Here is a 22,400-nt window from a genome sequence, read left to right as displayed (position 1 = left end):
GACGCGCTAAGGAGACCCTTCATGGAGGCAGCTCGACCTGCGCTCCGGCTTCAAGGCGAACAGCGACTCTACCAGGTCGTCGCACGCCGGATCTTGCGCATGATCGAGGCAAATGCCGGAAAGCCGGACTGGCATATGCCTTCGGAACGCGAACTGGCCGAAGAGCTGGAAGTGAGCCGCCCGGTCGTTCGCGAGGCGGTCATCGCGCTCGAGATGCGTGGCATCGTCGAGGTGAAGGGCAGGGCGGGCATCATCGTGCGCCCTGTTCGCGGCAAACAGGTTAATTTCGACATGCTCCCGACGGATGCCGGCCCCGGCCCGTTCGAGCTCCTGGAAGCGCGGCTTGCCGTGGAGGCGAGCGCAGCTGCCATCGCCGCCGAGCGCGCGACGAATTACGACATCGCCGTGCTCGAGGACTGTATCTCCCGAATGGAGCAGGAAACGGATGCCGTGGCGCTCACCGAAAAGGGCGACCGCGACTTCCACCTGACGATCGCCCGGATGACCGGGAACGCCGTCATCTTTTCCATGGTCGAAGCCCTGTGGACACAGCGCGATGAATCCCTGATGTGGAAAAAGCTGCACGAGCACATCCACGCGCCCAGCGTCCGTCCGCTCTGGATCGGCGACCATCATGCGGTGCTGGCGGCGTTACGCCTCCGCAATCCGGATGCCGCCTACAAGGCCATGGCCCGGCACATCCGCAATGTCAGCGCCGAGCTGATGGAGGCCGATGAACGCGGCCGGCTTGCGCCCGATCCGGAGAAGGCGGGCGAGGCAAAGGTATGATAACCGAAACGCCGCCTCCCTCACGCATTTAAGAGCAGGAAGACGGACCCGCGCCGTTTGGCGCAGGTCCTTCCAGCCGGTCAGGATGGTATTGCCCCCAGCGCATAGAGGATCCCGCGGAGCTCCGCCAGTCCGCGCATGCGGCCGATGGCGGGGTAGCCCGGGGTGACGGTCTTGTTGAGATCATCGAGCATGCGGTGGCCGTGGTCGGAGCGGAAGACGATTTCATCCTTCGCGCCGCGCTTGCGGTCTTCGGCCACGAGCTCCTTCAGGACTGCGACCATATCGACATCGCCCTCCAGATGAGCGCTCTCATGGAACGTCCGGCCATCGGCTTCGCGTTTGGTGGCGCGCAGATGCGCGAAGTAGATGCGCGAGGCAAAGCGGCGGGCGATTGCCGGCAGGTCGTTGTCGGCGCGCACACCAAGGCTGCCGGTGCAGTAGCACATGCCGTTCGCCGGCGAGGGAACGGCATCGAAGAGGGCGGCGTAATCCTCGGCGCTGGATGCGATGCGCGGCAGACCGAAGAGCGAACGCGGCGGATCGTCCGGATGCAAGGTCAGCTTGACGCCGCGCGCTTCGGCGGCCGGCGTGACGGCCTGCAGGAATTCGATGAGGTGCTGCCGAAGCTTGGCGGCGTCAATGCCTGCATAAGACACGAGCTTGTCGCGGAAGGCGGGAATGGTCAGTGGCTCGGTGGTCGAGCCGGGCAGCGCCGAGGTGATGTTGCGCGTAATGTCGTCAATCTCTTCTTGCGTCATGCTCTCGTAAACTTCGCGAGCACGCTTCTGGTCTTCTGCCGAATAGTCATCGCCGGCACTCTGGCGCTGTAGAACGAAGAGATCGAAGGCAGCGAAACGCTCGTGATCGAAACGCATCGCGGTCGCACCGGTCGATGTCACATAGTCGAGCTCGGTGCGTGTCCAGTCGACAACCGGCATGAAGTTGTAGCAGATGATCGGGATCCCGCAGGCGGCGACGGCTTCGAGGCTTGCGATCCAAGCTTCGATTTCGGCTTTGGCCTTCCCGCCTTTGCGCTTGACCGCATCGGGGATCGGGATGCTCTCCACCACGGACCATGTAAGGGACGAACGGCCGGGCGGGGTGGTCTCGATCATCGACTTGCGTTCGCCGACTTCACTTTCGGTCCAGGCGCGTCCGATCGGCACTTGATGCAGCGAGGAAACGATGTTCGTCGCGCCCACCTGGCGCACGTCGTCCAGGGTGACGGGAGCCTCAGGCCCGAACCATCTCCAACCTTGCCGCATCTGTCTCCTCCTTGTTTGTCTCTTTGCTTATTGATCAGCCGGATCCGCCTAGCAGAAATAATCGGGATGGCGTGCCCGAAGCTCGGCGACGTCAGGGATGACGGCGCTCAAATGGTGAAGCATGGCGGCTCGCGCTGCCTCCACGTCATGGGCTGCGATCGCGTCGCGGATCACCTTGTGCTCGTGAACGACATTGTCCATGCGACCCAGGGCCGGAAGCGTCAGCCGCCGGGCCCGGTCGATCTGTACCTTGACGGTCTTCAGGATGGACCAGATCCCTGGATAGCCGGCGATCTGCGTTATCGCCTCGTGAAACGCCTCGTCCTCTTCATGGAAGTTGGACGCATCGCCGAGAGCCGCGAGCGCGTTTTGCCGGGCGATAATGGAGTCAAGCTGCGCGATATGCCGCGGCTCGGCAATTCTGGCGGCACTTTCGACGGTCGTGCTCTCGAGCGCCTTGCGGATGACGACTGCCTCCGGGATTGCCGATACAGGGACGCGTGAAACGACCGTGCCTGATTGCGGAAAGATATCGACGAGACCGCCGTCGGAAAGCCGAAGCAAGGCTTCACGTACCGGTGTGCGGCTGACGCCGAATTCTTCGGCGATGCGCTTTTCCTGAAGAACCATGCCAGGCGCCATGCGCAGCGATACGATATCCGCATGCAGCCGCTCGAAAATGGCATTCGCTGTCGTCACGCGGCGCAGCTTCCGCGGTCTTTCCGGCAGAGCCGGAAAGTCGATCGCTTCGGAGCTGGATGCCTGCCGCATGAAATTTCCTTAACGTTGACTCTCTCGTGCATACTAGTATATCAATTCAACTGCATTGCCAAGACGCGCCGGAAGGAGCGGCGCTCTTGATAAGGATATTGGAGATTTCTGCAGATCTTGGGAGGCAGGCGTGGCTGGGGTTTTGCCCGGGTAACTGCCGCAGAGGAGGAGAGAACATCATGAAAATTACGCGCAGAACATTTGTCGGAACGGCGGCCGGCGTTGCCGTTGCAGGCATGCTGCCCACCCGGCTTTTCGCCCAGGCGAAGAAGCCGGCGAGCCCGGTGACCATTACCATTGCCGACGTCGCCGGCAATCTGGCGCTGACGCAGGGCATGTTTGAAGCCTATGCCTCGGAAAAGGCAGATTGGGTTTCAAGCTTCGCCTTCACCAAGGCTCCGGCACCCGAGTTGCCAGGCAAGATCAAGGCGCAGCAGGCGGCGGGCAAGGTCGATATCGATCTCGTGCTGACCGGGACGGATGCTCTTTCGGCCGGTCTCGACCAGGACCTGTGGATCGATCTCGCAGCCCACAAGGCCGAGCTTCCGAATCTGGAAAGTATTTTGCAGCCGCAGGCCTTCAAGATGCAGGCGCTCGCCAAGGATCATGGCGTCGTCGTCACCTACTATCCGTCAGGCCCCTTGCTCGAATACATGCCGGACAAGGTCGCGACTCCGCCGAAGACGGCACAGGAGCTTCTCGACTGGACGAAGCAGAACAAGAACAAGTTCCTCTATGCCCGCCCCGCCAATTCCGGTCCCGGCCGAACGCTGCTGATGGGCCTTCCCTACCTGCTCGGCGACAGCGATCCCCGCGATCCGGTCAACGGCTGGTCCAAGACCTGGGAGTATCTCGCAGCTCTTGGTGAAAACATCGAATATTATCCGACGGGTACTGCGGTGGTCTTCAAGGAACTCGGCGAAGGCACCCGCGACATGGTCGCGACCACCACCGGCTGGGATATCAATCCGCGTGCCCTCGGCATCGTTCCAGCGGAAGCCAAGGTGCAGAAGCTCGACGGCTTCCACTGGGTCACCGATGCGCACTACGCCGTCATTCCGAAGGGCGTTTCCGATGAGAAGATGGCCGTTCTCATGGATGTCATCAACTACATTCTGCAGCCGAAGCAGCAGGCGATTGCCTATGACGCCGGCTACTTCTATCCGGGCCCGGCAGTAAAGGACGTCACGATCGACATGGCGCCGCAGGAAAGCCAGGACGTGATCAAGGAGTTCGGCCGCGAGGAATATGCCGACTGGATCGCGAGCAATCCGCTCGAAGTGCCGCTGGAGCCGAAGCAACTCGTCGACGCCTTCCGCATCTGGGACGAAAAGATCGGCGCCAAGAAGGGCTGATCGAACAAGACGGCGCCGCCTCTTTTGGCCGGCGCCGCTCTTTTCTTACAGAGAATGGAGTTTGCGTTGAATTCGCCGGTTAACAACACAGCGCTGTCTTCGCGCAACAATGCCCGTCTCGAACTCGATGGCTTGCGCCGGTCCTTCGGGACGTACAACGCCCTCGACGGCATCGACCTGGCGATCGAGCCGGGTGAATTCATCGCCCTGCTCGGTCCCTCCGGCTGCGGCAAGTCGACGGCGCTCAATTGCATCGCGGGGCTGCTTGGGCTTTCGGGCGGCGAAATCCGCCTCGGCGGCAACCGCATCGACCAGCTGGAACCGGAAAAGCGCGGCTTCGGCATGGTGTTCCAGAGTTATGCGCTTTTCCCGCACATGAGCGTGCGCAAGAATGTCGGCTTCGGCCTTGCCATGCAGGGCATCAAGGGAGCGGAGGCTGACAAGCGCATCAATGACGCGCTGGCGCTCGTCCGGCTCGAAAGCCAGGCGGAAAAGTTGCCCGGCCAGCTTTCCGGCGGCCAGCAGCAGCGTGTGGCGATCGCCCGCGCTGTCGTCATCCGTCCGCCGATCGTCCTGATGGACGAGCCGCTTTCCAACCTCGACGCCAAGCTGCGCCTGGAGATGCGCGCTGAAATCCGAGGCATCCACGACCAGATCGGTTCGACGACCATTTATGTGACCCACGATCAGGACGAGGCGCTGTCGCTCGCCGACCGCATCGTGGTGATGAGCCAGGGACACATTCAGCAGATCGGTTCGCCGCAGGACCTCTACCAGCGGCCGGTCAACCTCAATGTTGCCGATTTCATGGGCTTTCGGACGCGCATCGCCGGACGTGTCGTTTCGGTTTCCGGCGACGAGGCTGAGATCGAGGCAGCCGGCGCCCGCTTGACCGGCACCATGCGGATGCCGCTTCAGGTGGGCGATGCGGCGGTGCTCTCCGTCCGCCCGGAAGATCTCGTTGCAACCTCGGACGGGGCGGGGATTCCGGCGACCGTGACCAGCATGGAATATCGCGGCCGCGCCTTCTTCGGCATGGCGACCGCGAAGGATGGATCGGACCTCTATTTCCGGGCCGATGACGTTCTGCCGCGGGGCGCATCCACCTCGCTGCAGCCGGTAACCGGCAGGGCGCTTGTCTTCAAGGGGGCCGCTAAGTGAGCGGGCCGTCGCTTCGCACCCGGCTTGCCGCCCGCGGCCTCGACGGCACGACGATGCTGGTGCTGCCGGGGCTGATCTTCATGATCGCGCTCTTTGTCTATCCGTTCCTCTACGGCGTCGCGGACTCGCTGACGCCGAAGGAGGGCGGCCCCTGGTACGCGAACTACGCAAAGTTCTTCACCGATCCCTTTCAGTACAACACGATCGGCGCGACGATGTGGCTCGCTCTTCCGGTGACGATCGTCAATCTTGCGCTCGCGGTTCCTATCGCCTTCCGCGTGCGACTCATGCGACGCCAGAGATTGCTGACGACGATCCTTGTTCTGCCGATCACGCTCGGCACGGTCTTCGTTGCAGACGGTCTTCTGACCTTCCTGGGGCCGCGCGGCTGGTTCAATCACGCGCTGCTCGTGCTCGGCATCCTGGATTCGCCGCTCAAGCTCACGAACAACTATTGGGGCGTCTTCGCCTCGTTGCTGATCACCGGCTTTCCCTTCGCCTTCCTGCTCACGCTTTCCTATGTTACCGGCATCGATCCGGCGATCGAACATGCCGCAGCCACGCTGGGGGCCGGTCCATGGCGGCGCTTCTACCGGGTTTTCCTGCCGCTCCTGGTTCCCGGGCTCGCCGTCACCTTCTGCCTTGCTTTCGTTCAGGCTTTCGCGGTGTTTCCGTCGGCCGTCTTGCTCGGCGCGCCCGCCGGGCCGACGCGCGTCATCTCGATTGCCGCTTACCAGGCGGCGTTCGAACAATATGACCATTCGCTGGGCTCGGCGATTGCCCTCATCATGGGCGGCGTCGAACTCTTTGTCGTGGTGGCTGTTCTCGGCTGCCGGTCTCTCTTCTATCGCGGCCCTGCCGGCGGCACGAAAGGCTAAGTGATGATCCGGGACCAAGGCCTTGCATCGAAGATCTGGCGCGTTGCCATCTGGGCGGCGGCCGGCCTTTTCATTCTGAACCTTCTGGCGGTGATTGCCGTCGTCATCATCAATTCCTTCGCGACGCGCTGGCTCGGCACGTGGCTGCCTGCCGGCTGGACGACGCGCTGGTACTTCAGCGCCTGGAAGGAGTTCCAGCTTTCGAGCGTCGTGCTCGTCACCTTCGAGATCGTCTTCACCGTCACGCTGATTTCCGGCATTCTCGGCGTCATGACCGCCTACGCGCTGGCTCGACGCGATTTTCCGGGTAAGCGCTTGATCGTGCTGCTCTTCCTCCTGCCGCTGTTGATCCCGCCTTTGACCTACGGCATCCCGCTTGCAACCGTGCTCTACCAGCTCGGCCTCGGCGGTACCTTCTGGGGCGTGGTGCTGATCAACCTCGTGCCATCCTTCCCCTTCGTCGTGCTCGTCATGATCCCTTTCATCGAGCAAATCGACCCGCGTATCGAGGCGGCTGCGCGCGTGTTCGGCGCGGGCACGACAAGCCTCTTCATCCGCATTCTGCTGCCACTGCTGCTGCCAGGGATGCTGGCTGCATTGCTCCTGGTGCTGGTGCGCACCATCGCCATGTTCGAACTCACCTTCCTCATCGCCGGGCCGACGACGCAGACGCTGGTCGTATCGCTCTACTATGCTGTCTTCGCTTCAGGCGTCCGCGCCGGTCAGTCGATCGACGCCATGGCTGTCGTCTATATGATCACGACGCTTGTCTGGCTGGTGCTTGCGCTGCAGTTCGTCAATCCGACGCAGATCGTCGCCAGAGCCAAACAGCAACCGGTGCACTAGCCGGTCAAGCGGTCTGACGTCGCCTTTGTGAAGAGCTGTCGCTGAACCAAGCATCGTCGTTGAGCCAGAAAGATGATCTCAGCGGGAACCCTGCTGCATGCTTGGGACAGGTTCCCAGCGACTGTTGTCCTTCCTTTACACGATAGCAATTGCCGCTACAGTCTTGGCGAGTCGTAGCGACATTCAGCCGAGGCGAGGGTGAAGAGGAACATCATGCCATTGCGATCAAGAACCAAGGTCGGCTTGGCTGGCAGAGCGATGGCGTGCCTGCTTCTAGCATTGTCGCCGATGATCGATATTGCCCGTGCCGACGACGCCAGTGCACCAACCTACGACCTGCGATCGCGCGCGACCGAAATCATCGCTCGGCTGCTGGACGATAAGGCCGATTTTGGCGATCGAAAGCGGCGCTTCGAGGAGGCGATGAGGGCGACCCCTCAGCCAACCCGAGTGCAGATACGCCAAGTCGATGCCGATGGCGTCGAAGGCGAGCTGATTTGGCCCGCTCGACTCCACCATCCACTTGGCAAGCGCGCCATCCTCTTTCTTCATGGTGGAGGCTTCTATGGCGGTTCCCTGCGTAGCCATCGCAATATTGCGGCTTCGTTCGCGAAGGCGACCTCCGCCGATGTGCTGTTGATCGAGTATCGGCTGCTGCCGCAATACCGCTTTCCGCGCCAGGTCAACGATGCGCTCACCGCTTTTCGATGGCTGCTCGAGTCCGGGTACGAAGCGGGAAACATTGTGGTGATCGGCGACTCCGTCGGCGGAACCCTGGCGCTCCAAATGTCCCTTCGCCAGATCGCTACGAACGCCGAGAAGCCTGCTGCCGTCATAGCAATCAGCCCGATCGTCGATTTCGAGGGTGCGGCGGTTCCAGCGGATGGCGAGGACGAGGTTTCCGTCAGCCGGGAATGGCTGCAGCAGGTGGGGAAGGAGTATGCGGGGAAGGCAAGCACCTCGCTTCAGCAAGTATCACCGATAAACAATGACTATACGGGGTTTCCTCCCGTCCTCCTGCAGGTCGGCGACAAGGAGTCTTTGCGGGGGGATGTCGAACGTCTTTTCGATAAGCTGAAGGCCGCAAACGTCGATACGCGGCTGGATGTAGTGCCGGGGCTTTTCCACGAGGCCTCGCTATTTCCGTTCTGGCTCGACCAAGCTCGGCGCTCCAACCAGCATGCGGCGGAGTTTGCCATGGCTCATTTTGCCGATAAACCAGCACAGTAAACCGAATTCCGTTCAACGGGCCTTTCCGATGCTTGCATACATGCCGGTGGTCCGGAATTCGGTCGGAGTGATGCCGTACACCCGCCGGAAGACTTTGGAGAAGTAGTTGGGGTCGTCAAAGCCGCACATGATCGACACCTCCTTGACCGGCAGGAAATCTGCTTTCGTCAATAGTTTCGTCGCCCGTTGCAGCCGCTGTTGAAGCACATATTCGGCAGGCGGGACGCCTTCGCTCTCCGCAAAGCTGCGGGAAAAATGCGCGCGGCTGAGGCCGACGATGCTCGCCAGCTCGCTGACCGGCAATGGCTGCTCAAGATTGGCGTGTATATGATCGATGACCGGCTGCATGGCGCTGAGGTCTGCCGCAAAAGCCGGTGAGCCGAAGACATCATCGTAGAGTGCCATCGCCGCCTCGTAGGCGATCGCGGAAGCCGCACCAGACGTGGTGGCTCCTTTGATCAGGCGAAGGCTGCAGTCGGCAAGATGGTCGATGGTCGATGGCTGCAGCCTTAGAATGGGACCTGCAAGACCAAGCACCATCTTGTGGATTCTGAGCGTCTCCTCGCCGTGCATCGAGATCCAGAAATATTCCCAGCGGTCACCCTTTTCGAGCCAGTAGCGGTGATTGTGCGGCACAAGCACCATCATTGTATCGCCGGCTTCAAGGTTGTGGGTCCTGTTCTGGTAACGAAGCCGGCCGCGACCGCTGATCGTGTGCTGAAGCACCGTAAAAGGTGTTTGTCCGCGCTTTCTGCCATCCCAGTCGTAGACTTCGTTCTCCCGCACCTCATAGCCCGCGCTGGTCGGCATGGCATGCAATCGCTGTCGGCCGCGAGGCAGAGAGACCGTCCTCATCGACTGGCCATTGGCGATCAAATTGTGCAGCACAAAATTACCCTCGAAAGCATAATACTTCTCTCGCCACCTTTGTGAATATGCGCATAATCCCTTTGCATAAGAGGAAGAGATCGCGGTCGAAAGGACGGCCGGGAGGAATACAGGCTCAATTTCTGGCATTTTCGGACGACATGCGCCAGCATGTGGCCTGTCTCCTCTCTCGCCTTTTTTACCTACCATCTGATTGGATCGAGGTGAAGGTTATGAGTTTCAAAATCGCTATCATCGGGGCAGGCAGCGTCGGCTTCACCAAGAAGCTGTTTACCGACATTCTATGCGTGCCGGAATTCAAGGACGTCGAATTCGCGCTCACGGATCTGAGCCAGCATAACCTCGAGATGATCAAGGCGATCCTCGACAAGATCGTCGAGTCCAACAGGCTGCCGACGAGGGTCACGGCAACGACTGACCGCCGCAAGGCGCTTGAAGGCGCGCGCTACGTCATCAGCTGCGTGCGCGTCGGCGGTCTCGAAGCCTATGCCGACGACATCCGCATTCCGCTGAAATACGGCATCGACCAGTGCGTTGGCGATACGATCTGCGCAGGCGGCATTCTCTACGGCCAGCGCAACATTCCCGTCATTCTCGACTTCTGCAAGGACATCCGCGAAGTCGCGGAGCCCGGTGCAAAATTCCTCAACTATGCCAACCCGATGGCGATGAACACCTGGGCGGCCATCGAGTACGGCAAGGTTGATACGGTCGGCCTCTGCCACGGTGTCCAACACGGGGCAGAGCAGATCGCCGAGGTGCTTGGCGCCAAGTCGCCGAAGGAGCTCGACTATATCTGCTCGGGCATCAATCATCAGACCTGGTTCATTGATCTCCGCCTCAACGGCCGGAAGATCGGCAAGGACGAACTCGTCGCCGCTTTCGAGGCGCATCCCGTCTATTCGCAACAGGAAAAGCTGCGCATCGACGTGCTGAAGCGCTTCGGCGTCTATTCGACGGAAAGCAACGGCCACCTTTCCGAATATCTGCCCTGGTATCGCAAGCGTCCGGACGAGATCACCAAATGGATCGACATGTCGGACTGGATCCACGGCGAGACCGGCGGCTATCTCCGTCACTCGACGGAAACCCGCAACTGGTTCGAGACCGAATTCCCGCAGTTTCTCGAATCCGCATCCAAGCCGATCGATCCGTCCAGGCGTTCCAACGAGCATGCGAGCCATATCCTCGAGGCGCTGGAGACTAACCGCGTTTATCGCGGCCATTTCAACGTCAAGAACAACGGTGTGATTACAAACCTACCGGCTGATGCGATCATCGAGTCACCGGGCTTCGTCGATCGCTTTGGCGTCAATATGGTCTCCGGCATCACCCTTCCGGAAGCCTGTGCGGCCACCTGCATTTCGTCGATCAACGTGCAGCGGATGTCGGTTCATGCGGCGATCAGCGGCGATGTCGATCTCCTGAAGCTCGCCGTGCTGCATGATCCGCTGGTCGGGGCTGTCTCCACGCCGGAGGAAGTCTGGCAGATGGTCGATGAAATGGTCGTCGCCCAGGCCCGCTGGCTGCCGCAATACGCCGATGCGGTCCCCGCCGCCAAGGAGCGCCTGTCGAAGGCCAGCGTGAAGACGCGCGACTGGGCAGGCGCTGCGCGGCGCAACGTGCGCTCGATCGATGAGCTGCGTGCTGAGAAGGAGGCTCTGAAACAGGCCGTTTGAATTTCGTGTAGAATGGGGTGCGGCGGGTTTCCGGGAGGGAAACCCACCGCGTCAAAACCCGGTTTCACGTCGTTAGAGGAGAAGCGGAAGCTGCCTGCGGGCGCTCCGAACAAGAGGGAGAGACGATGAGGAATTTTCGCAATCTTGGCATTCTGACCGCACTTTCGCTGAGCGTCTCGGTCGCGGCCTTGCATGCATATGCTGCCGAACCGACCGTCGCACCGGAACCAGCACCTTTCCCGGCCGAAGGGAAGATCAAATACGTGGCGCGCGATTCCATTCTGGAATTCAAGGCGCTGCCGGAATATCACGAGCCGGATTGGGTCACGAAGAAGTTCGTCGACACCGGCAAGCTGCCGCCCGTCAAGGACCGCCTTCCGAAGGAGCCGCTGGTTTACAAGACCGGCAACATGCCTGATGGCGTCGGCATCTACGGCGATACGATGCGGCACGTCATCGGTGGTCGGCCGGAAGGCTGGAACTATGGCGCGGGCCAGACACAGGGCTGGGGCGGCATCGATATCGGCCTGTCGGAATGCCTGACGCGCACCGGTCCGCTCTTCCAGGTCGAAGCCAAGGACACCGAACCGCTTCCGAACCTCGCCAGGAGCTGGGAATGGTCGAAGGACGGTCATAAATTGACGATGTACCTGATCGAAGGTGCGAAATGGTCGGACGGCGCTCCGTTCGGCGCCGACGACCTCATGTTTTACTGGGAGGACGAAGTTCTCGATCCGAACGTTTCGCCGTTGAACGGCGCGACGCCGGAAACCTTCGGCGCCGGCACGACGCTGAAGAAGATCGACGATTACACCGTGGAATGGACATTCAAGGAGGCGTTTCCGAAGCAGTATCTGTACGCGATGGCTTACGGAACCTTCTGCCCGGGTCCCTCGCATATCCTGAAGCCGCAGCATCCGAAATATTCGAAGAACACCTACGAGCAGTTCAAAAACGCCTTCCCACCGGAATATATGAACATTCCGGTGATGGGCGCCTGGACGCCGGTCGAATACCGGCCGGATGACATCATCGTCATGCGCCGCAATCCCTACTATTGGAAGGTCGACGAGAAGGGCAATCAGCTGCCTTATCTCAACGAGTTGCAGTACAAGCTCTCGACCTGGGCCGACCGTGATGTTCAGGCCGTTGCCGGCTCCGGGGACTTTTCGAATCTCGAGCAGCCGGAAAACTTCGTGGCATCGCTGAAACGCGCGGCGGAAAAGACGGCTCCGGCCCGTCTCGCCTTCGGACCCCGGCTTATCGGCTATAACCTGCGCATGAACTTCTCGGCCAATGGCTGGGGCAATCCCGACGAGCGGGGCCAGGCTATCCGCGAGCTCAACCGCAACGAGGATTTCCGCAAGGCCGTCACCATGGCAATCGACCGCAAGGCGATCGGCGACTCGCTGGTCAAGGGGCCGTTCACGGCGATCTATTCCGGCGGCATTTCCTCGGGCACGAGCTTCTACGACCGCAAATCCACCGTCTACTACCCCTTCGATCTTAAAGGTGCGAAGGCCGAACTCGCCAAGGCCGGTCTCAAGGATACCGATGGCGACGGCTTCGTGAACTTCCCGGCCGGAACCGCGGGCGGCAAGAATGTCGAGATCGTCATGCTCGTCAACAACGACTACACGACCGACAAGAGCCTTGCCGAAGGTGTTGTCGGACAGATGGAGAAGCTTGGGCTTCGTGTCGTCCTCAACGGGCTGAACGGCAACCAGCGCGATGCCGCCAACTATTCCGGCCGCTTCGACTGGCTGCTGCGGCGCAACGACACCGAGCTCTCCTCGGTCGTGCAGAACACCGAGCAGCTGGCCCCTGTCGGTCCGCGGACGAGCTGGAACCATCGCGCGCCGGAAAATGGCGAGGTCGACATGATGCCCTACGAGAAGGAGCTGGTGGACATCATCAACAAGTTCACCGCCACGCAGGACAATGACGAACGCGTCAACCTGATGAAGCAGTTCCAGAAGATCTCGACGGAGCATGTCTACACGGTCGGCCTGACGGAATATCCGGGTGCGCTGATCATCAACAAGCGCTTCTCGAACATTCCTGAAGGTACGCCAATCTTCATGTTCAACTGGGCTGAAGACTCCGTCGTCCGCGAGCGCCTGTGGGTGGCTGCCGACAAGCAGCAGAAATACGAACTCTTCCCTGAACAGCTCCCCGGCAAGCCGGGCGAGAAGGGTCCGCTAAACTAGAGCTCCCTCCCGGATGAAATGGGCTTCCGGCCGCGCGTGGCGCGCGGCCGGACATAACCAACTAGCCGGCCGCGCTGACGAAGAGCGACTGGCGGCAAGGAGAAGCGAACCGTCCGATGTTCCGATTCCTGCTCGTGCGCATAATGTCCGCGATACCCGTGCTTCTCATCCTGAGCGTGGTGACATTCGCAATCATCCAGGCGCCACCCGGCGACTATGGCGACTATATCCGTTCGCAGCTGATCAATCAGGGCGGTGCATCCTACGCGCAGGCCGAGGCGCAGGCGCAGGCCTATCGCGTCGAGCACGGGCTCGATAAGCCGATGGTCGTCCAGTATGTGAACTGGATCACGGGCATCGTCACGCGCGGCGACTTCGGCTACAGCCTCTATTACAACAAACCGGTGGCCGACGTTGTCGGCGAACGGCTGCCGCGGACGTTGCTTCTTGCGCTCGTCTGCCATCTCTTCGCCTCGGTGCTTGGCATCGGTTTCGGCATCTGGGCGGCAACAAGACAATATAGCTGGATCGACAGCCTGCTCTCCGGCATTTCCTTCCTCGGCATGACGGTGCCGCGCTTTCTGATGGCGCTGATCATTGTCTATCTGCTGGTATTCCAGTTCAACATCTCGGAGATCGGCAGCTTCTTCTCGCCGCAATATGGCGGTGCTCCGTGGTCCTGGACGAAGTTCGTGGATCTCGTCAGCCATGTCTGGCCGGTCGTGGCGATCGCCACCTTCGGCGGGCTCGCCTACAATATGCGTGTCATGCGCGGCAACCTGCTCGATACGTTGAACGCGCAATATGTCGAGACCGCCAAGGCCAAGGGCCTGACCGGTGGCGCAGTGGTCATGCGCCACGCCGTACCGAATGCCCTGCATCCGCTGGTCATGTATCAGGGCGTCGTTCTGCCCTACATGCTGACCGGCGAGATCGAGACGGCGATCATTTTCGCGCTTCCGACCGTCGGCCCCGCCATCGTCGGCTCCATGGCTGTCGGCGATGTCTACGTTACCGCAACCTTCATGATGGTTCTCTCCGCCACGCTGATCGTCGGCAACATTATCGCCGACATGCTGCTTGCCCTGCTTGATCCGCGTGTCCGCCAATATGGAGGAGCCTGAGATGTTCGCCTTCGACTCCTCTCCGTCATCGCCGCACGAAACAACCGTCAAGAAACCGTCGCATGGCAACGAAAGCTACATCGCGCTCGTCTGGCGCCGTCTGAGGCGGTCATGGACCGGCATGATGGGTCTGGTGCTTGTCGTCCTTCTGATCGTCATGGCGATCTTCGCCGACTTCTTTGCGCCGATGGACCCAAAGGCGACCGATGTCGGTTTTGCGCCGCCGCAGGTCATGAGCTTCCACGACAAGGACGGCAATTTCGTCTTCCGGCCACGTGTCTATGCGCTCGCCGATTCCGAGGAACTCGATCCGATCACCTTCCAGCCGATCGTCGGCCCCGACTATGACAATCCGCGCTATCTCGGCTTCTTCGTGAAAGGCGCGGAATACAAGCTCTTCGGCTTCATCCCCGCCAGCCGGCATTTCTTCGGTTCGATAGACGGCGAGCCGGTGCACTTTCTCGGTACTGATAAGTTCGGCCGCGACGTCCTTTCGCGTGCAATCATCGGCTCGCGTATTTCGCTGATGATCGCACTGACGGTCGTCTTTATCGTCACGATCGTTGGTACAACTGTCGGCATGGTCTCCGGTTACTTCGGAGGGACCTTCGATATCTGGGTCCAGCGCTTCGTCGAACTGGTGCTCGCCTTCCCGCAATTGCCGTTTTATTTGGCGCTGACATCGCTCATCCCGGTTACCGCACCCACCAACGTCTTCCTCGCCTTCGTTATTGTCGTCATGTCGGCACTTGGCTGGGCGCAGATGTCGCGCGAGGTGCGCGGCAAGACGCTGGCACTCGCGCGCATCGATTATGTACGGGCGGCGATGGCCGTCGGCGCGTCCGACCGGCGCATCATCTTCCAGCACATCTTTCCGAACGTGATGAGCCACGTGATCGTGGCCGTGACGCTGCATATTCCAAGCGTCGTGCTGCTCGAATCCTTCCTTGGCTTCCTGGGCTTTGCCGTGAAGCCGCCGCTGATCTCGTGGGGTCTGATGCTACAGGATACGGCGAATTACTCCGTCATTGGCACGTATCCCTGGATACTCGCTCCCGTCGGCTTCGTGCTGGTCACCGTCTTCGCTTTCAATGCGCTGGGTGACGGTCTGCGCGATGCGGTCGATCCATATTGAGGTGGTGAAGATGGCTCTTGCTCTTGTCAGTTCGTTCGCACCGCCCGTCCGGCACGACCACGACGGCCGCTCGGAAAGCCCGATCATCGACGCCCGCAATGTTGCGGTGAACTTCAAGGTCGAGGACGGCGTGGTGGAGGCGGTCAAGAATGTCTCGTTCCAGCTCTACCGCGGAGAGACGATTGCGATCGTCGGCGAGTCCGGCTCCGGCAAATCGGTGACTGCCCGCACGGTGATGGGGCTTCTTTCAAAGCGCGCGGTCATCTCGCCGAAGTCCACCGTCGAGTATGACGGCGCCAACATCCTGAAATTCTCCGAACGCGCCCGCCGCAAGCTGCGCGGCAACCGGATCTCGATGATCTTCCAGGAGCCGATGAGTTCGCTCAATCCGATCTATACGATCGGCAGCCAGATCGTTGAAGCGATCCGGGTGCACAAGAGGGTCGGCCGCCGGCAAGCCCAGGCCCGGGCGCTGGAACTGCTGAAACATGTGCAGATTCCGGACCCGGAGGCGCGGCTGAAGCAGTATCCGCATCAGCTCTCTGGCGGACAGCGTCAGCGCGTGATGATCGCAATGGCGCTCGCCAATGATCCGGATGTGCTGATCGCCGACGAACCGACAACCGCGCTTGACGTCACGGTGCAGGCGCAGATCCTCAATCTGATCCGCAACCTGCAGAAGGAGTTGCGGATGGCGGTGATCCTCATCACGCACGACCTCACCGTCGTCCGGCAGTTCTCAGATTACGTCTATGTCATGCAGCATGGCGAAATTCGCGAGCACAATACGACGGAGAGCCTGTTCGCCAACCCGCAGCATCCCTACACGAAGCATCTGCTCGCGTCCGAGCCGCGCGGCCAGGCCAATCCGCTGCCGGAAAATTCCGAGATCATTCTCGATGCCCGGGGCGTGCGCGTGTCCTTCATGCTGCGCCATGGCAGTTTCTTCAAGCCGGAATTGAGGGAGCTCATTGCCGTCGACAGCCTGAGCCTGACCCTTCGACGGCACGAAACGCTAGGCCTCGTCGGTGAATCCGGTTCCGGAAAGACGACCTTCGGCCAGGCGCTGGTCCGGCTGAATGATCCCGACAGCGGCGAGATCTATTTCGACCGCCAGCCGATTCATGGAAATTCGCGCTCGGAGATGCGGCCGCTGCGCTCGCGCATGCAGATCGTTTTCCAGGACCCGTTCTCTTCGCTCAATCCGCGCATGACGATCGGCCAGATCATCGAGGAGGGGCTGGTCGTCAACAAACTCGGCGCAACCAAGGCCGAGCGCATCGACCGGGTGCGCGAGGCACTGATTGCGGCCGGCATGCCGGACAATATCCTCTCGCGCTTCCCGCACGAATTCTCCGGCGGTCAGCGCCAGCGCATCGCGATTGCCCGCGCCATCGCGCTCGAGCCGGAATTCATCCTCCTCGACGAACCGACCTCGGCGCTCGACCTTTCCGTTCAGGCGCAGATCATCGAACTCCTGCGCAAACTGCAGGACGAGCGAGGCCTAAGCTACCTTTTCATCTCGCATGATCTCAAGGTCGTGCGTGCCCTTTGCCATCGCGTGATCGTCATGCAGCACGGCCGCATCATGGAAGAGGGACCCGTCAACGAAGTTCTTTCCAATCCCAAGACCGCCTACACGGAACGGCTCGTGAAAGCCGCTTTCGAAGTAGCGTGATTACCCAATGCCGGAGGTTATGATGGCACGAAATCCCAAAATCACTTTCATCGGGGCTGGCTCCACCGTTTTCATGAAGAACATCATCGGGGACGTTTTGCAGCGCCCCGCACTCTCAGGCGCCACCATCGCCCTGATGGACATCAACCCGCAGCGTCTTGAAGAAAGCGCCATCGTCGTCAACAAGCTCATCGTAACGCTTGGTGCCACGGCGAAGGCGGAGACCTATTCCGATCAGCGCAAGGCGTTGGCGGGCGCCGACTTCGTCGTCGTCGCCTTCCAGATCGGCGGCTATGAGCCGTGTACGGTGACGGACTTCGAAGTGCCGAAGAAATACGGCCTGCGCCAGACGATTGCCGATACGCTCGGCGTCGGCGGCATCATGCGCGGGCTTCGCACCGTTCCGCATCTCTGGAAGATCTGCGAGGACATGCTCGCCGTCTGCCCGGAAGCAATCATGCTGCAATATGTGAACCCAATGGCGATCAACACCTGGGCGATCGCCGAGAAATACCCGGCGATCAAGCAAGTCGGTCTCTGCCACTCGGTGCAGGGTACGGCCATGGAACTGGCGCACGACCTCGATATCCCTTACGAGGAAATCCGCTACCGCTCGGCCGGCATCAACCATATGGCCTTCTATCTGAAGTTCGAGCATCGCCAGCCGGACGGCTCCTACAAAAACCTCTATCCCGACCTCGTGCGCGCCTATCGCGAGGGCCAAGCGCCGAAGCCCGGCTGGAATCCGCGCTGCCCGAACAAGGTGCGTTACGAGATGCTGACGCGGCTTGGCTACTTCGTCACCGAAAGCTCCGAACATTTCGCCGAATACACGCCCTACTTCATCAAGGAGGGGCGTGAGGATCTGATCGAGAAGTTCGGCATTCCGCTCGACGAATATCCGAAGCGCTGCATCGAACAGATCGAGCGCTGGAAGGGGCAGGCAGAGACCTACCGCACGGCAAACACGATCGAGGTCAAGCAGTCGAAGGAATATGCTTCCTCGATCATCAACTCGGTCTGGACGGGCGAACCCTCGGTCATTTACGGCAACGTCCGCAACAATGGCTGTATCACCTCGTTGCCTTATAATTGTGCCGCGGAAGTTCCCTGCCTGGTCGACGCATCCGGCATCCAGCCGACTTTCATCGGCGACCTGCCGCCGCAGCTGACGGCACTGATCCGCACCAACATCAACGTCCAGGAATTGACGGTTCAGGCTCTGATGACTGAGAACCGCAAGCATATCTATCATGCCGCGATGATGGACCCGCACACCGCGGCCGAACTCGACCTCGACCAGATCTGGTCGCTTGTCGATGACCTTCTCGCCGCGCATGGCGACTGGCTGCCGGAATGGGCCAGAACGAGCAGAAAGGTGCAGGCGGCTTAAAAGAGAAAGGCAGCGGAGCCGTGATGCTCTCGCTGCCTTTCACCCCCCGGCTTACAAGGTGCGCCGGCTCCGCGCGCGAGCCGGCAAGATGCCGCGGTTACTTCTCTCCCGCCATCGCGCCGAGCAGCTTCGGAAGATCACCGAAGCGGGCGATCAGCCCAAAGATCAGGGCCGCGGTCACGACGAACAGGATGGTCACCGACGCCATGGTCGGCGTGTAGCCATAGCGCAGTGCGTTGAAGATCTTGATGGGTAAGGTCTCCATCGTGAAACCGACCGTCATGTAGGCGACGATGTATTCGTTCAGCGAGAGAACGAAGGCAAAGGCATAGCCGGAGATCAGGTATGGCCGGATCAGCGGCAAGACGACCGTCGTGAACACGGTCCGGTCATCTGCTCCCATCGTCGCTGCCGCCTCGACGAATGAGCGATCGATCGAGGTGAATCCGAGCGATAGCGTCACCAGCGGCAAGGTAACGAAGAAGATCGCGTGGCTGATCACAGCGGTCCATGGCGCGCCGTAAAAACCGGTGGTCGCCCAGAAGGTCAACATCCCGAGCGCGGTAATGACTGGCGGCAGCGTAAAGGGAGCGATTCCCAGCAGCTGAAAGATGTTCGCCCATGGCGCAATTCTTCGCCACAGAAACCAGGCGAGCGGCAATGCGATGAGGACAGCGAGCGCCGCTGAGAGAATGGCGAGAGTCAGCGAAGCAAAGAGCGCATTCCGCCACTCGGGATTGGCAAAGATCTCGCCGTACCAGCCGAGCGAAAAGCCCCGGGGCGGAAAGTTGAGACTTTGCTTCTCGTTGATCGATACGCCTGCGACGACGATGATGGGAGCAGCAAGGAAAAGGCCGATCAGCGCGAAGTAAAGACGGCGGAGAAAGGTGGTCATGCCATTTCTCCCTTGCGTCCGACCAGGACCGTCAGTCCCACCATCGCGAGCGTCACCAGCACCAGGAACACGGCCATGGCCGCAGCAAACGGCATGTTCGACTGGTAGACGGCCTGGTCCGTGATCAGCACCGATAGCGTCCAGTGCGACGGGCGGCCGAGGATCTGCGGCAGCAGATAGGAGCCGAGCGCGAAGATGAAGACCATGATCAGCGTTGCGATGATCGTGTTGCGCAATGCTGGCACGACGACCGTGAAAAACGCCTTGACCGGGGAAGCGCCGAGCGTTTGCGCCGCTTCCGTCAAGGTCGGATCGAGCCGGACGAGGGCGGGATAAAGGATCAGGATCGTGTAGGGCAGGGCCTGATAGACCATGCCCGCCAGAACCGCTTCGAAGCTCGGCGTCAACGGCACTGCCTGTTGCATGACGCCAAGCATGACCAGCAGGTTGGTGATGCCGGCCGTGCGCGAAAAAAGCGTCGACCAGGCAAAGCCGATGATGACTTCGGAAAGGGAAAGGATCGACAGCAGCGCCACCAGCCAGATCACCTGGGCCTTGCGCCCCACGCGCGTCAGCAGATAGGTGAATGGAATGCCAAGCACGACGCAGCAGACCGCGACGGCGATTGCGAGAAACAGCGAAAAACCCAGCACCTTGCCGAAAAACAGGCTGATGAAACGGGCGTAGTTGTCGAAGACGAAGGCCGGCGTATAGAAGCCGCCCTGCTGCCGCTGGAAGAAGCTGACGGCAACCATCGTTCCGAACGGGATGACGAAAAAGACCGTCAGCATTCCGGCTGGAAAGGCGAGCGGCCAGTAGTCGGCGATGTTCTGCGGTCGTTCGCGCCTCATTGCTTCAGCACCACGCAGATGTCGGGCGAGATCTTGACGCCGACCTCATCGCCGACGTTGACAGCCGGCCGTTCGCGCGGGGTTGAAACGGCGATGACCTGTGTTCCGGAAAGGTCAAGGAAGGTCTCGATCGTGCCGCCGAGATCGCGGATGAAAGTTACCCTGCCACCGATGGTGCTGCCGCCGGGTGCTGTCAGATGCACATCCTCCGGCCGTACCGACAGGGTTGCCCTAGTGAGGCCAGGCGGCAGCGAAACTCCCTCGATAACCTTGCCGAGGACGGTCGCCCGGCCGGCTGAGTCGGCTTCGACTTCGAGCAGGTTGGTGGAGCCGATGAAATCGGCGACGAAGCGATCGGCGGGACGGCGGTAGATCTCGATCGGGTTCGCCGCCTGGCGGATCTGGCCGCCATTCATGACGACGACAGTGTCTGCCATCGTCATCGCCTCGCGCTGATCATGGGTAACGACGATCGTCGTGATCCCAAGCTGCTGCTGGAGCTGGCGAAGCTCCACCTGCATCGCCTCGCGCAGCTTTGCGTCGAGCGCCGAAAGCGGCTCGTCGAGCAGGAAGAGCTTCGGGGAAATCGTCAGCGCCCGGGCGATCGCCACACGCTGGCGCTGGCCGCCCGATAGCTTGTTCACCGGCCGGTCGGCATAACTCGGTAGGTGGATGAGCGCGAGCAGTTCATCGACGCGCTTCTTCTGCGCGTCCTTTGCCGTGCCGCGGATGCGCAGCGGATAGGCAATGTTCTCGCCGACCGTCAGGTGCGGGAAAAGCGCGAGCGATTGAAAAACCATTCCCAGTTCGCGCTTATGCGTTGGGATGGCGGTAATGTCCTTGTCATCGAGCACGATGGCGCCGCCGGTCGGCGTGTCGAGGCCGGCAATCATGCGCAGCAGAGTGGTCTTGCCGCAGCCGGAGGGGCCGAGCATGCAGACAAACGTCCCGTGCGGAACGTTGAGCTGGACATTGTCGACGGCCGTGAAGGGGCCGAATTGTTTCGTGACGTTGTTGAGTGCCAGTCCGGACATAGATCCCCCGCGTGAGGCGCATGCGCACGAAGAATGCTCCGCATGCGCCTCGCCGTCAAAGGTGGAGGCGCACACAGACCGCTGCGGCGCATTCAAGCTTCAAATCTCAGCCGACGATGAGTTCCGTCCATTTCTGGTTCAGCCAATCCGACTTGGTCTGATAGAGGTCATAGCGCGGGATGATCGGCTCGATGGCCGAGGAAACCGCAGCAAACTCCTTATCGGTAAGGTCGAGCAACTCGCGCTTGAGGGTCGGAGCCGTGCCGACCTTGCGCGACATCAGCGCCTGAATGGCCGGCTGGCACATATAGTCGATGAAGATGTGTGCCTCTTCGGATTTCTTCGACGCGCGCGACAGCGCCCAGCAGCCGGAATCCTGGATGCCGCCTTCCTTCGGGAAGGTGGAACGGACCGGGAAGCCGTCAGCGGCTGCAAGTCCGGTGACGTCATGGTAGTACTGACCCATCGGAATTTCGCCGGATTTCAGCGATTGCTCGAACTGCGCTTCGTCGCGATACCAGAGGCGAACGTTCGGCTTCACTTCGGCAAGCTTATCGAAGGCTTTCAAGATGCCTTCCTCGGTGTCCAGCGCGTTCGTGCCGCCGAAATGCGTCTTGGCTGTTACTTCCAGCAGGAACGAGTTGGAGACGAGGGCAAGCAGGCCGAGCTTGTCCGCATTTGCAGGATCCCACAGCGCGGTCCAGGAGGTCGGCGGCTCCTTGTAAACGTCGGTATTGGTGACGAGTGTGATGTACCACGCCACGGCGCCGACGCCGGCGACGCGGCCGTCCGGATACCTGTTGACGAAGCGATCGATCAGGCCGGAAGCGTTCTTGATCTTCGTCATGTCGATGGGCGTCCAGAGCTCGGTCGCCTGACCCTTGAGCATCGCCACCTGCGACATCATCGAAAGGTCGGCGGGCGCCTGGCCTGCCTTGGCGGCCTGCTCCAGTTGCACCAGCCAGGCTTCGCCGGTCGGCTCGGCCACCGCCTCGACGGCGATGCCGGTCGCCTTGGTGAATTCCGGGAAGATGTTCTTGTCGAACGAATCCTTGAAGTAGCCGCCATAGACGCCGACCTTCAGCGATTTGTCCTGCGCGCGCAGGATGGACGGCATGGCAAGCATGCTGGTGGCCGCCAGGCCGCTTGCCAGCACGTTGCGGCGGCTGACCGCCGCTTCGAGTATCTTTTTCATGGTTTTGTTCCCTCTTTTGT

19 protein-coding genes are annotated in these 22,400 nt (G+C 60.9%); 12 read left to right on the top strand and 7 right to left on the bottom strand.

Annotated features, from left to right (window positions below):
* Nucleotides 1-21 precede the first annotated feature (21 nt).
* Nucleotides 22-789, top strand: a complete 768-nt coding sequence (locus tag ACPYOI_RS03640) for a FadR/GntR family transcriptional regulator (protein WP_481419035.1) — start codon at nucleotides 22-24, stop codon at nucleotides 787-789.
* An 80-nt stretch (nucleotides 790-869) separates the two neighbouring features.
* Here ACPYOI_RS03640 and uxuA read toward each other — a convergent pair whose 3' ends face one another.
* Both uxuA and ACPYOI_RS03630 read right to left on the bottom strand, forming a co-directional pair.
* Complete coding sequence (uxuA, locus tag ACPYOI_RS03635) at nucleotides 870-2,057, bottom strand: mannonate dehydratase (protein WP_481419036.1); 1,188 nt, start codon at nucleotides 2,055-2,057, stop codon at nucleotides 870-872.
* Nucleotides 2,058-2,105: 48 nt separating this feature from the next.
* Nucleotides 2,106-2,828, bottom strand: a complete 723-nt coding sequence (locus ACPYOI_RS03630; RefSeq protein ID WP_481419037.1) for a GntR family transcriptional regulator — start codon at nucleotides 2,826-2,828, stop codon at nucleotides 2,106-2,108.
* A gap of 179 nt (nucleotides 2,829-3,007) precedes the next feature.
* On the opposite strand from ACPYOI_RS03630, the gene ACPYOI_RS03625 reads away from it, so the two are divergent.
* The 5 genes from ACPYOI_RS03625 to ACPYOI_RS03605 all read left to right on the top strand — a co-directional run bounded on the left by ACPYOI_RS03625 (nucleotide 3,008) and on the right by ACPYOI_RS03605 (nucleotide 8,298).
* The gene (locus ACPYOI_RS03625) at nucleotides 3,008-4,183 is read left to right on the top strand and encodes an extracellular solute-binding protein (protein WP_481419038.1); all 1,176 of its coding nucleotides are present in this window, start codon (nucleotides 3,008-3,010) and stop codon (nucleotides 4,181-4,183) included.
* 54 nt (nucleotides 4,184-4,237) lie between these two features.
* Nucleotides 4,238-5,344, top strand: coding sequence for an ABC transporter ATP-binding protein (locus tag ACPYOI_RS03620; RefSeq protein ID WP_481422548.1), 1,107 nt, complete (start codon nucleotides 4,238-4,240; stop codon nucleotides 5,342-5,344).
* A 53-nt stretch (nucleotides 5,345-5,397) separates the two neighbouring features.
* A complete protein-coding gene (locus tag ACPYOI_RS03615) occupies nucleotides 5,398-6,222 on the top strand; it encodes an ABC transporter permease (protein WP_481419049.1) in 825 nt (274 codons plus the stop codon).
* 3 nt (nucleotides 6,223-6,225) lie between these two features.
* Complete coding sequence (locus ACPYOI_RS03610) at nucleotides 6,226-7,068, top strand: ABC transporter permease (protein WP_481419040.1); 843 nt, start codon at nucleotides 6,226-6,228, stop codon at nucleotides 7,066-7,068.
* A 213-nt stretch (nucleotides 7,069-7,281) separates the two neighbouring features.
* Nucleotides 7,282-8,298, top strand: a complete 1,017-nt coding sequence (locus ACPYOI_RS03605; protein WP_481419041.1) for an alpha/beta hydrolase — start codon at nucleotides 7,282-7,284, stop codon at nucleotides 8,296-8,298.
* Nucleotides 8,299-8,310: 12 nt separating this feature from the next.
* Here ACPYOI_RS03605 and ACPYOI_RS03600 read toward each other — a convergent pair whose 3' ends face one another.
* Nucleotides 8,311-9,186, bottom strand: coding sequence for a helix-turn-helix domain-containing protein (locus tag ACPYOI_RS03600; protein ID WP_481419042.1), 876 nt, complete (start codon nucleotides 9,184-9,186; stop codon nucleotides 8,311-8,313).
* A gap of 212 nt (nucleotides 9,187-9,398) precedes the next feature.
* Here ACPYOI_RS03600 and melA (ACPYOI_RS03595) point away from each other — a divergent pair, with 212 nt between their 5' ends.
* From melA (ACPYOI_RS03595) to melA (ACPYOI_RS03570), 6 genes are all read left to right on the top strand, one after another.
* Nucleotides 9,399-10,865 (top strand): alpha-galactosidase, encoded by a 1,467-nt coding sequence (gene melA, locus ACPYOI_RS03595; protein WP_481419043.1) that lies wholly within the window; start codon nucleotides 9,399-9,401, stop codon nucleotides 10,863-10,865.
* Between the two features lie 125 nt (nucleotides 10,866-10,990).
* Nucleotides 10,991-13,075, top strand: coding sequence for an ABC transporter substrate-binding protein (locus ACPYOI_RS03590; protein ID WP_481422547.1), 2,085 nt, complete (start codon nucleotides 10,991-10,993; stop codon nucleotides 13,073-13,075).
* Nucleotides 13,076-13,191: 116 nt separating this feature from the next.
* On the top strand, nucleotides 13,192-14,199 hold the full coding sequence (locus tag ACPYOI_RS03585) for an ABC transporter permease (RefSeq protein WP_481419045.1): 1,008 nt from the start codon (nucleotides 13,192-13,194) through the stop codon (nucleotides 14,197-14,199).
* Nucleotide 14,200: 1 nt separating this feature from the next.
* Nucleotides 14,201-15,334: an ABC transporter permease gene (locus ACPYOI_RS03580; RefSeq protein WP_481419046.1), complete on the top strand. Its 1,134-nt coding sequence runs from the start codon at nucleotides 14,201-14,203 to the stop codon at nucleotides 15,332-15,334.
* Between the two features lie 10 nt (nucleotides 15,335-15,344).
* Nucleotides 15,345-17,012, top strand: coding sequence for an ABC transporter ATP-binding protein (locus ACPYOI_RS03575; RefSeq protein WP_481422546.1), 1,668 nt, complete (start codon nucleotides 15,345-15,347; stop codon nucleotides 17,010-17,012).
* A 22-nt stretch (nucleotides 17,013-17,034) separates the two neighbouring features.
* Nucleotides 17,035-18,405, top strand: a complete 1,371-nt coding sequence (melA, locus tag ACPYOI_RS03570; protein WP_481419547.1) for an alpha-galactosidase — start codon at nucleotides 17,035-17,037, stop codon at nucleotides 18,403-18,405.
* 97 nt (nucleotides 18,406-18,502) lie between these two features.
* Here the strand turns inward: melA (ACPYOI_RS03570) and ACPYOI_RS03565 are convergent, their stop codons facing one another.
* From ACPYOI_RS03565 to ACPYOI_RS03550, 4 genes are all read right to left on the bottom strand, one after another.
* A complete protein-coding gene (locus tag ACPYOI_RS03565; RefSeq protein ID WP_168829680.1) occupies nucleotides 18,503-19,300 on the bottom strand; it encodes an ABC transporter permease in 798 nt (265 codons plus the stop codon).
* Nucleotides 19,297-20,151 (bottom strand): ABC transporter permease, encoded by an 855-nt coding sequence (locus tag ACPYOI_RS03560; RefSeq protein ID WP_481419548.1) that lies wholly within the window; start codon nucleotides 20,149-20,151, stop codon nucleotides 19,297-19,299. The genes ACPYOI_RS03565 and ACPYOI_RS03560 overlap by 4 nt, the downstream gene beginning before the upstream one ends.
* Nucleotides 20,148-21,185 carry an ABC transporter ATP-binding protein gene (locus ACPYOI_RS03555; RefSeq protein ID WP_481419549.1) on the bottom strand — a complete coding sequence of 346 codons (1,038 nt, stop codon included), beginning with the start codon at nucleotides 21,183-21,185 and terminating at the stop codon, nucleotides 20,148-20,150. Before ACPYOI_RS03555 ends, ACPYOI_RS03560 begins: the two co-directional genes overlap by 4 nt.
* A 106-nt stretch (nucleotides 21,186-21,291) precedes the next feature.
* On the bottom strand, nucleotides 21,292-22,380 hold the full coding sequence (locus tag ACPYOI_RS03550; RefSeq protein WP_481419550.1) for an ABC transporter substrate-binding protein: 1,089 nt from the start codon (nucleotides 22,378-22,380) through the stop codon (nucleotides 21,292-21,294).
* Nucleotides 22,381-22,400: the final 20 nt, after the last annotated feature.

The sequence above is a fragment of the Rhizobium sp. SVR5-2C genome (assembly GCF_056755115.1).
The sequence above is the reverse complement of the archived record's forward strand: the minus strand, read 5'-3'. Positions and strand labels throughout refer to the sequence as shown.

Bases quoted from the DNA above. Each gene is read 5' to 3' on its own strand.
- ACPYOI_RS03640 (WP_481419035.1), top strand. From the start codon at position 22: ATGGAGGCAGCTCGACCTGCGCTCCGGCTTCAAGGCGAACAGCGACTC.
- uxuA (WP_481419036.1), bottom strand. From the start codon at position 2,057: ATGCGGCAAGGTTGGAGATGGTTCGGGCCTGAGGCTCCCGTCACCCTG.
- ACPYOI_RS03630 (WP_481419037.1), bottom strand. From the start codon at position 2,828: ATGCGGCAGGCATCCAGCTCCGAAGCGATCGACTTTCCGGCTCTGCCG.
- ACPYOI_RS03625 (WP_481419038.1), top strand. From the start codon at position 3,008: ATGAAAATTACGCGCAGAACATTTGTCGGAACGGCGGCCGGCGTTGCC.
- ACPYOI_RS03620 (WP_481422548.1), top strand. From the start codon at position 4,238: ATGGAGTTTGCGTTGAATTCGCCGGTTAACAACACAGCGCTGTCTTCG.
- ACPYOI_RS03615 (WP_481419049.1), top strand. From the start codon at position 5,398: ATGCTGGTGCTGCCGGGGCTGATCTTCATGATCGCGCTCTTTGTCTAT.
- ACPYOI_RS03610 (WP_481419040.1), top strand. From the start codon at position 6,226: ATGATCCGGGACCAAGGCCTTGCATCGAAGATCTGGCGCGTTGCCATC.
- ACPYOI_RS03605 (WP_481419041.1), top strand. From the start codon at position 7,282: ATGCCATTGCGATCAAGAACCAAGGTCGGCTTGGCTGGCAGAGCGATG.
- melA (WP_481419043.1), top strand. From the start codon at position 9,399: ATGAGTTTCAAAATCGCTATCATCGGGGCAGGCAGCGTCGGCTTCACC.
- ACPYOI_RS03590 (WP_481422547.1), top strand. From the start codon at position 10,991: ATGAGGAATTTTCGCAATCTTGGCATTCTGACCGCACTTTCGCTGAGC.
- ACPYOI_RS03585 (WP_481419045.1), top strand. From the start codon at position 13,192: ATGTTCCGATTCCTGCTCGTGCGCATAATGTCCGCGATACCCGTGCTT.
- ACPYOI_RS03580 (WP_481419046.1), top strand. From the start codon at position 14,201: ATGTTCGCCTTCGACTCCTCTCCGTCATCGCCGCACGAAACAACCGTC.
- ACPYOI_RS03575 (WP_481422546.1), top strand. From the start codon at position 15,345: ATGGCTCTTGCTCTTGTCAGTTCGTTCGCACCGCCCGTCCGGCACGAC.
- melA (WP_481419547.1), top strand. From the start codon at position 17,035: ATGGCACGAAATCCCAAAATCACTTTCATCGGGGCTGGCTCCACCGTT.
- ACPYOI_RS03565 (WP_168829680.1), bottom strand. From the start codon at position 19,300: ATGACCACCTTTCTCCGCCGTCTTTACTTCGCGCTGATCGGCCTTTTC.
- ACPYOI_RS03560 (WP_481419548.1), bottom strand. From the start codon at position 20,151: ATGAGGCGCGAACGACCGCAGAACATCGCCGACTACTGGCCGCTCGCC.
- ACPYOI_RS03555 (WP_481419549.1), bottom strand. From the start codon at position 21,185: ATGTCCGGACTGGCACTCAACAACGTCACGAAACAATTCGGCCCCTTC.
- ACPYOI_RS03550 (WP_481419550.1), bottom strand. From the start codon at position 22,380: ATGAAAAAGATACTCGAAGCGGCGGTCAGCCGCCGCAACGTGCTGGCA.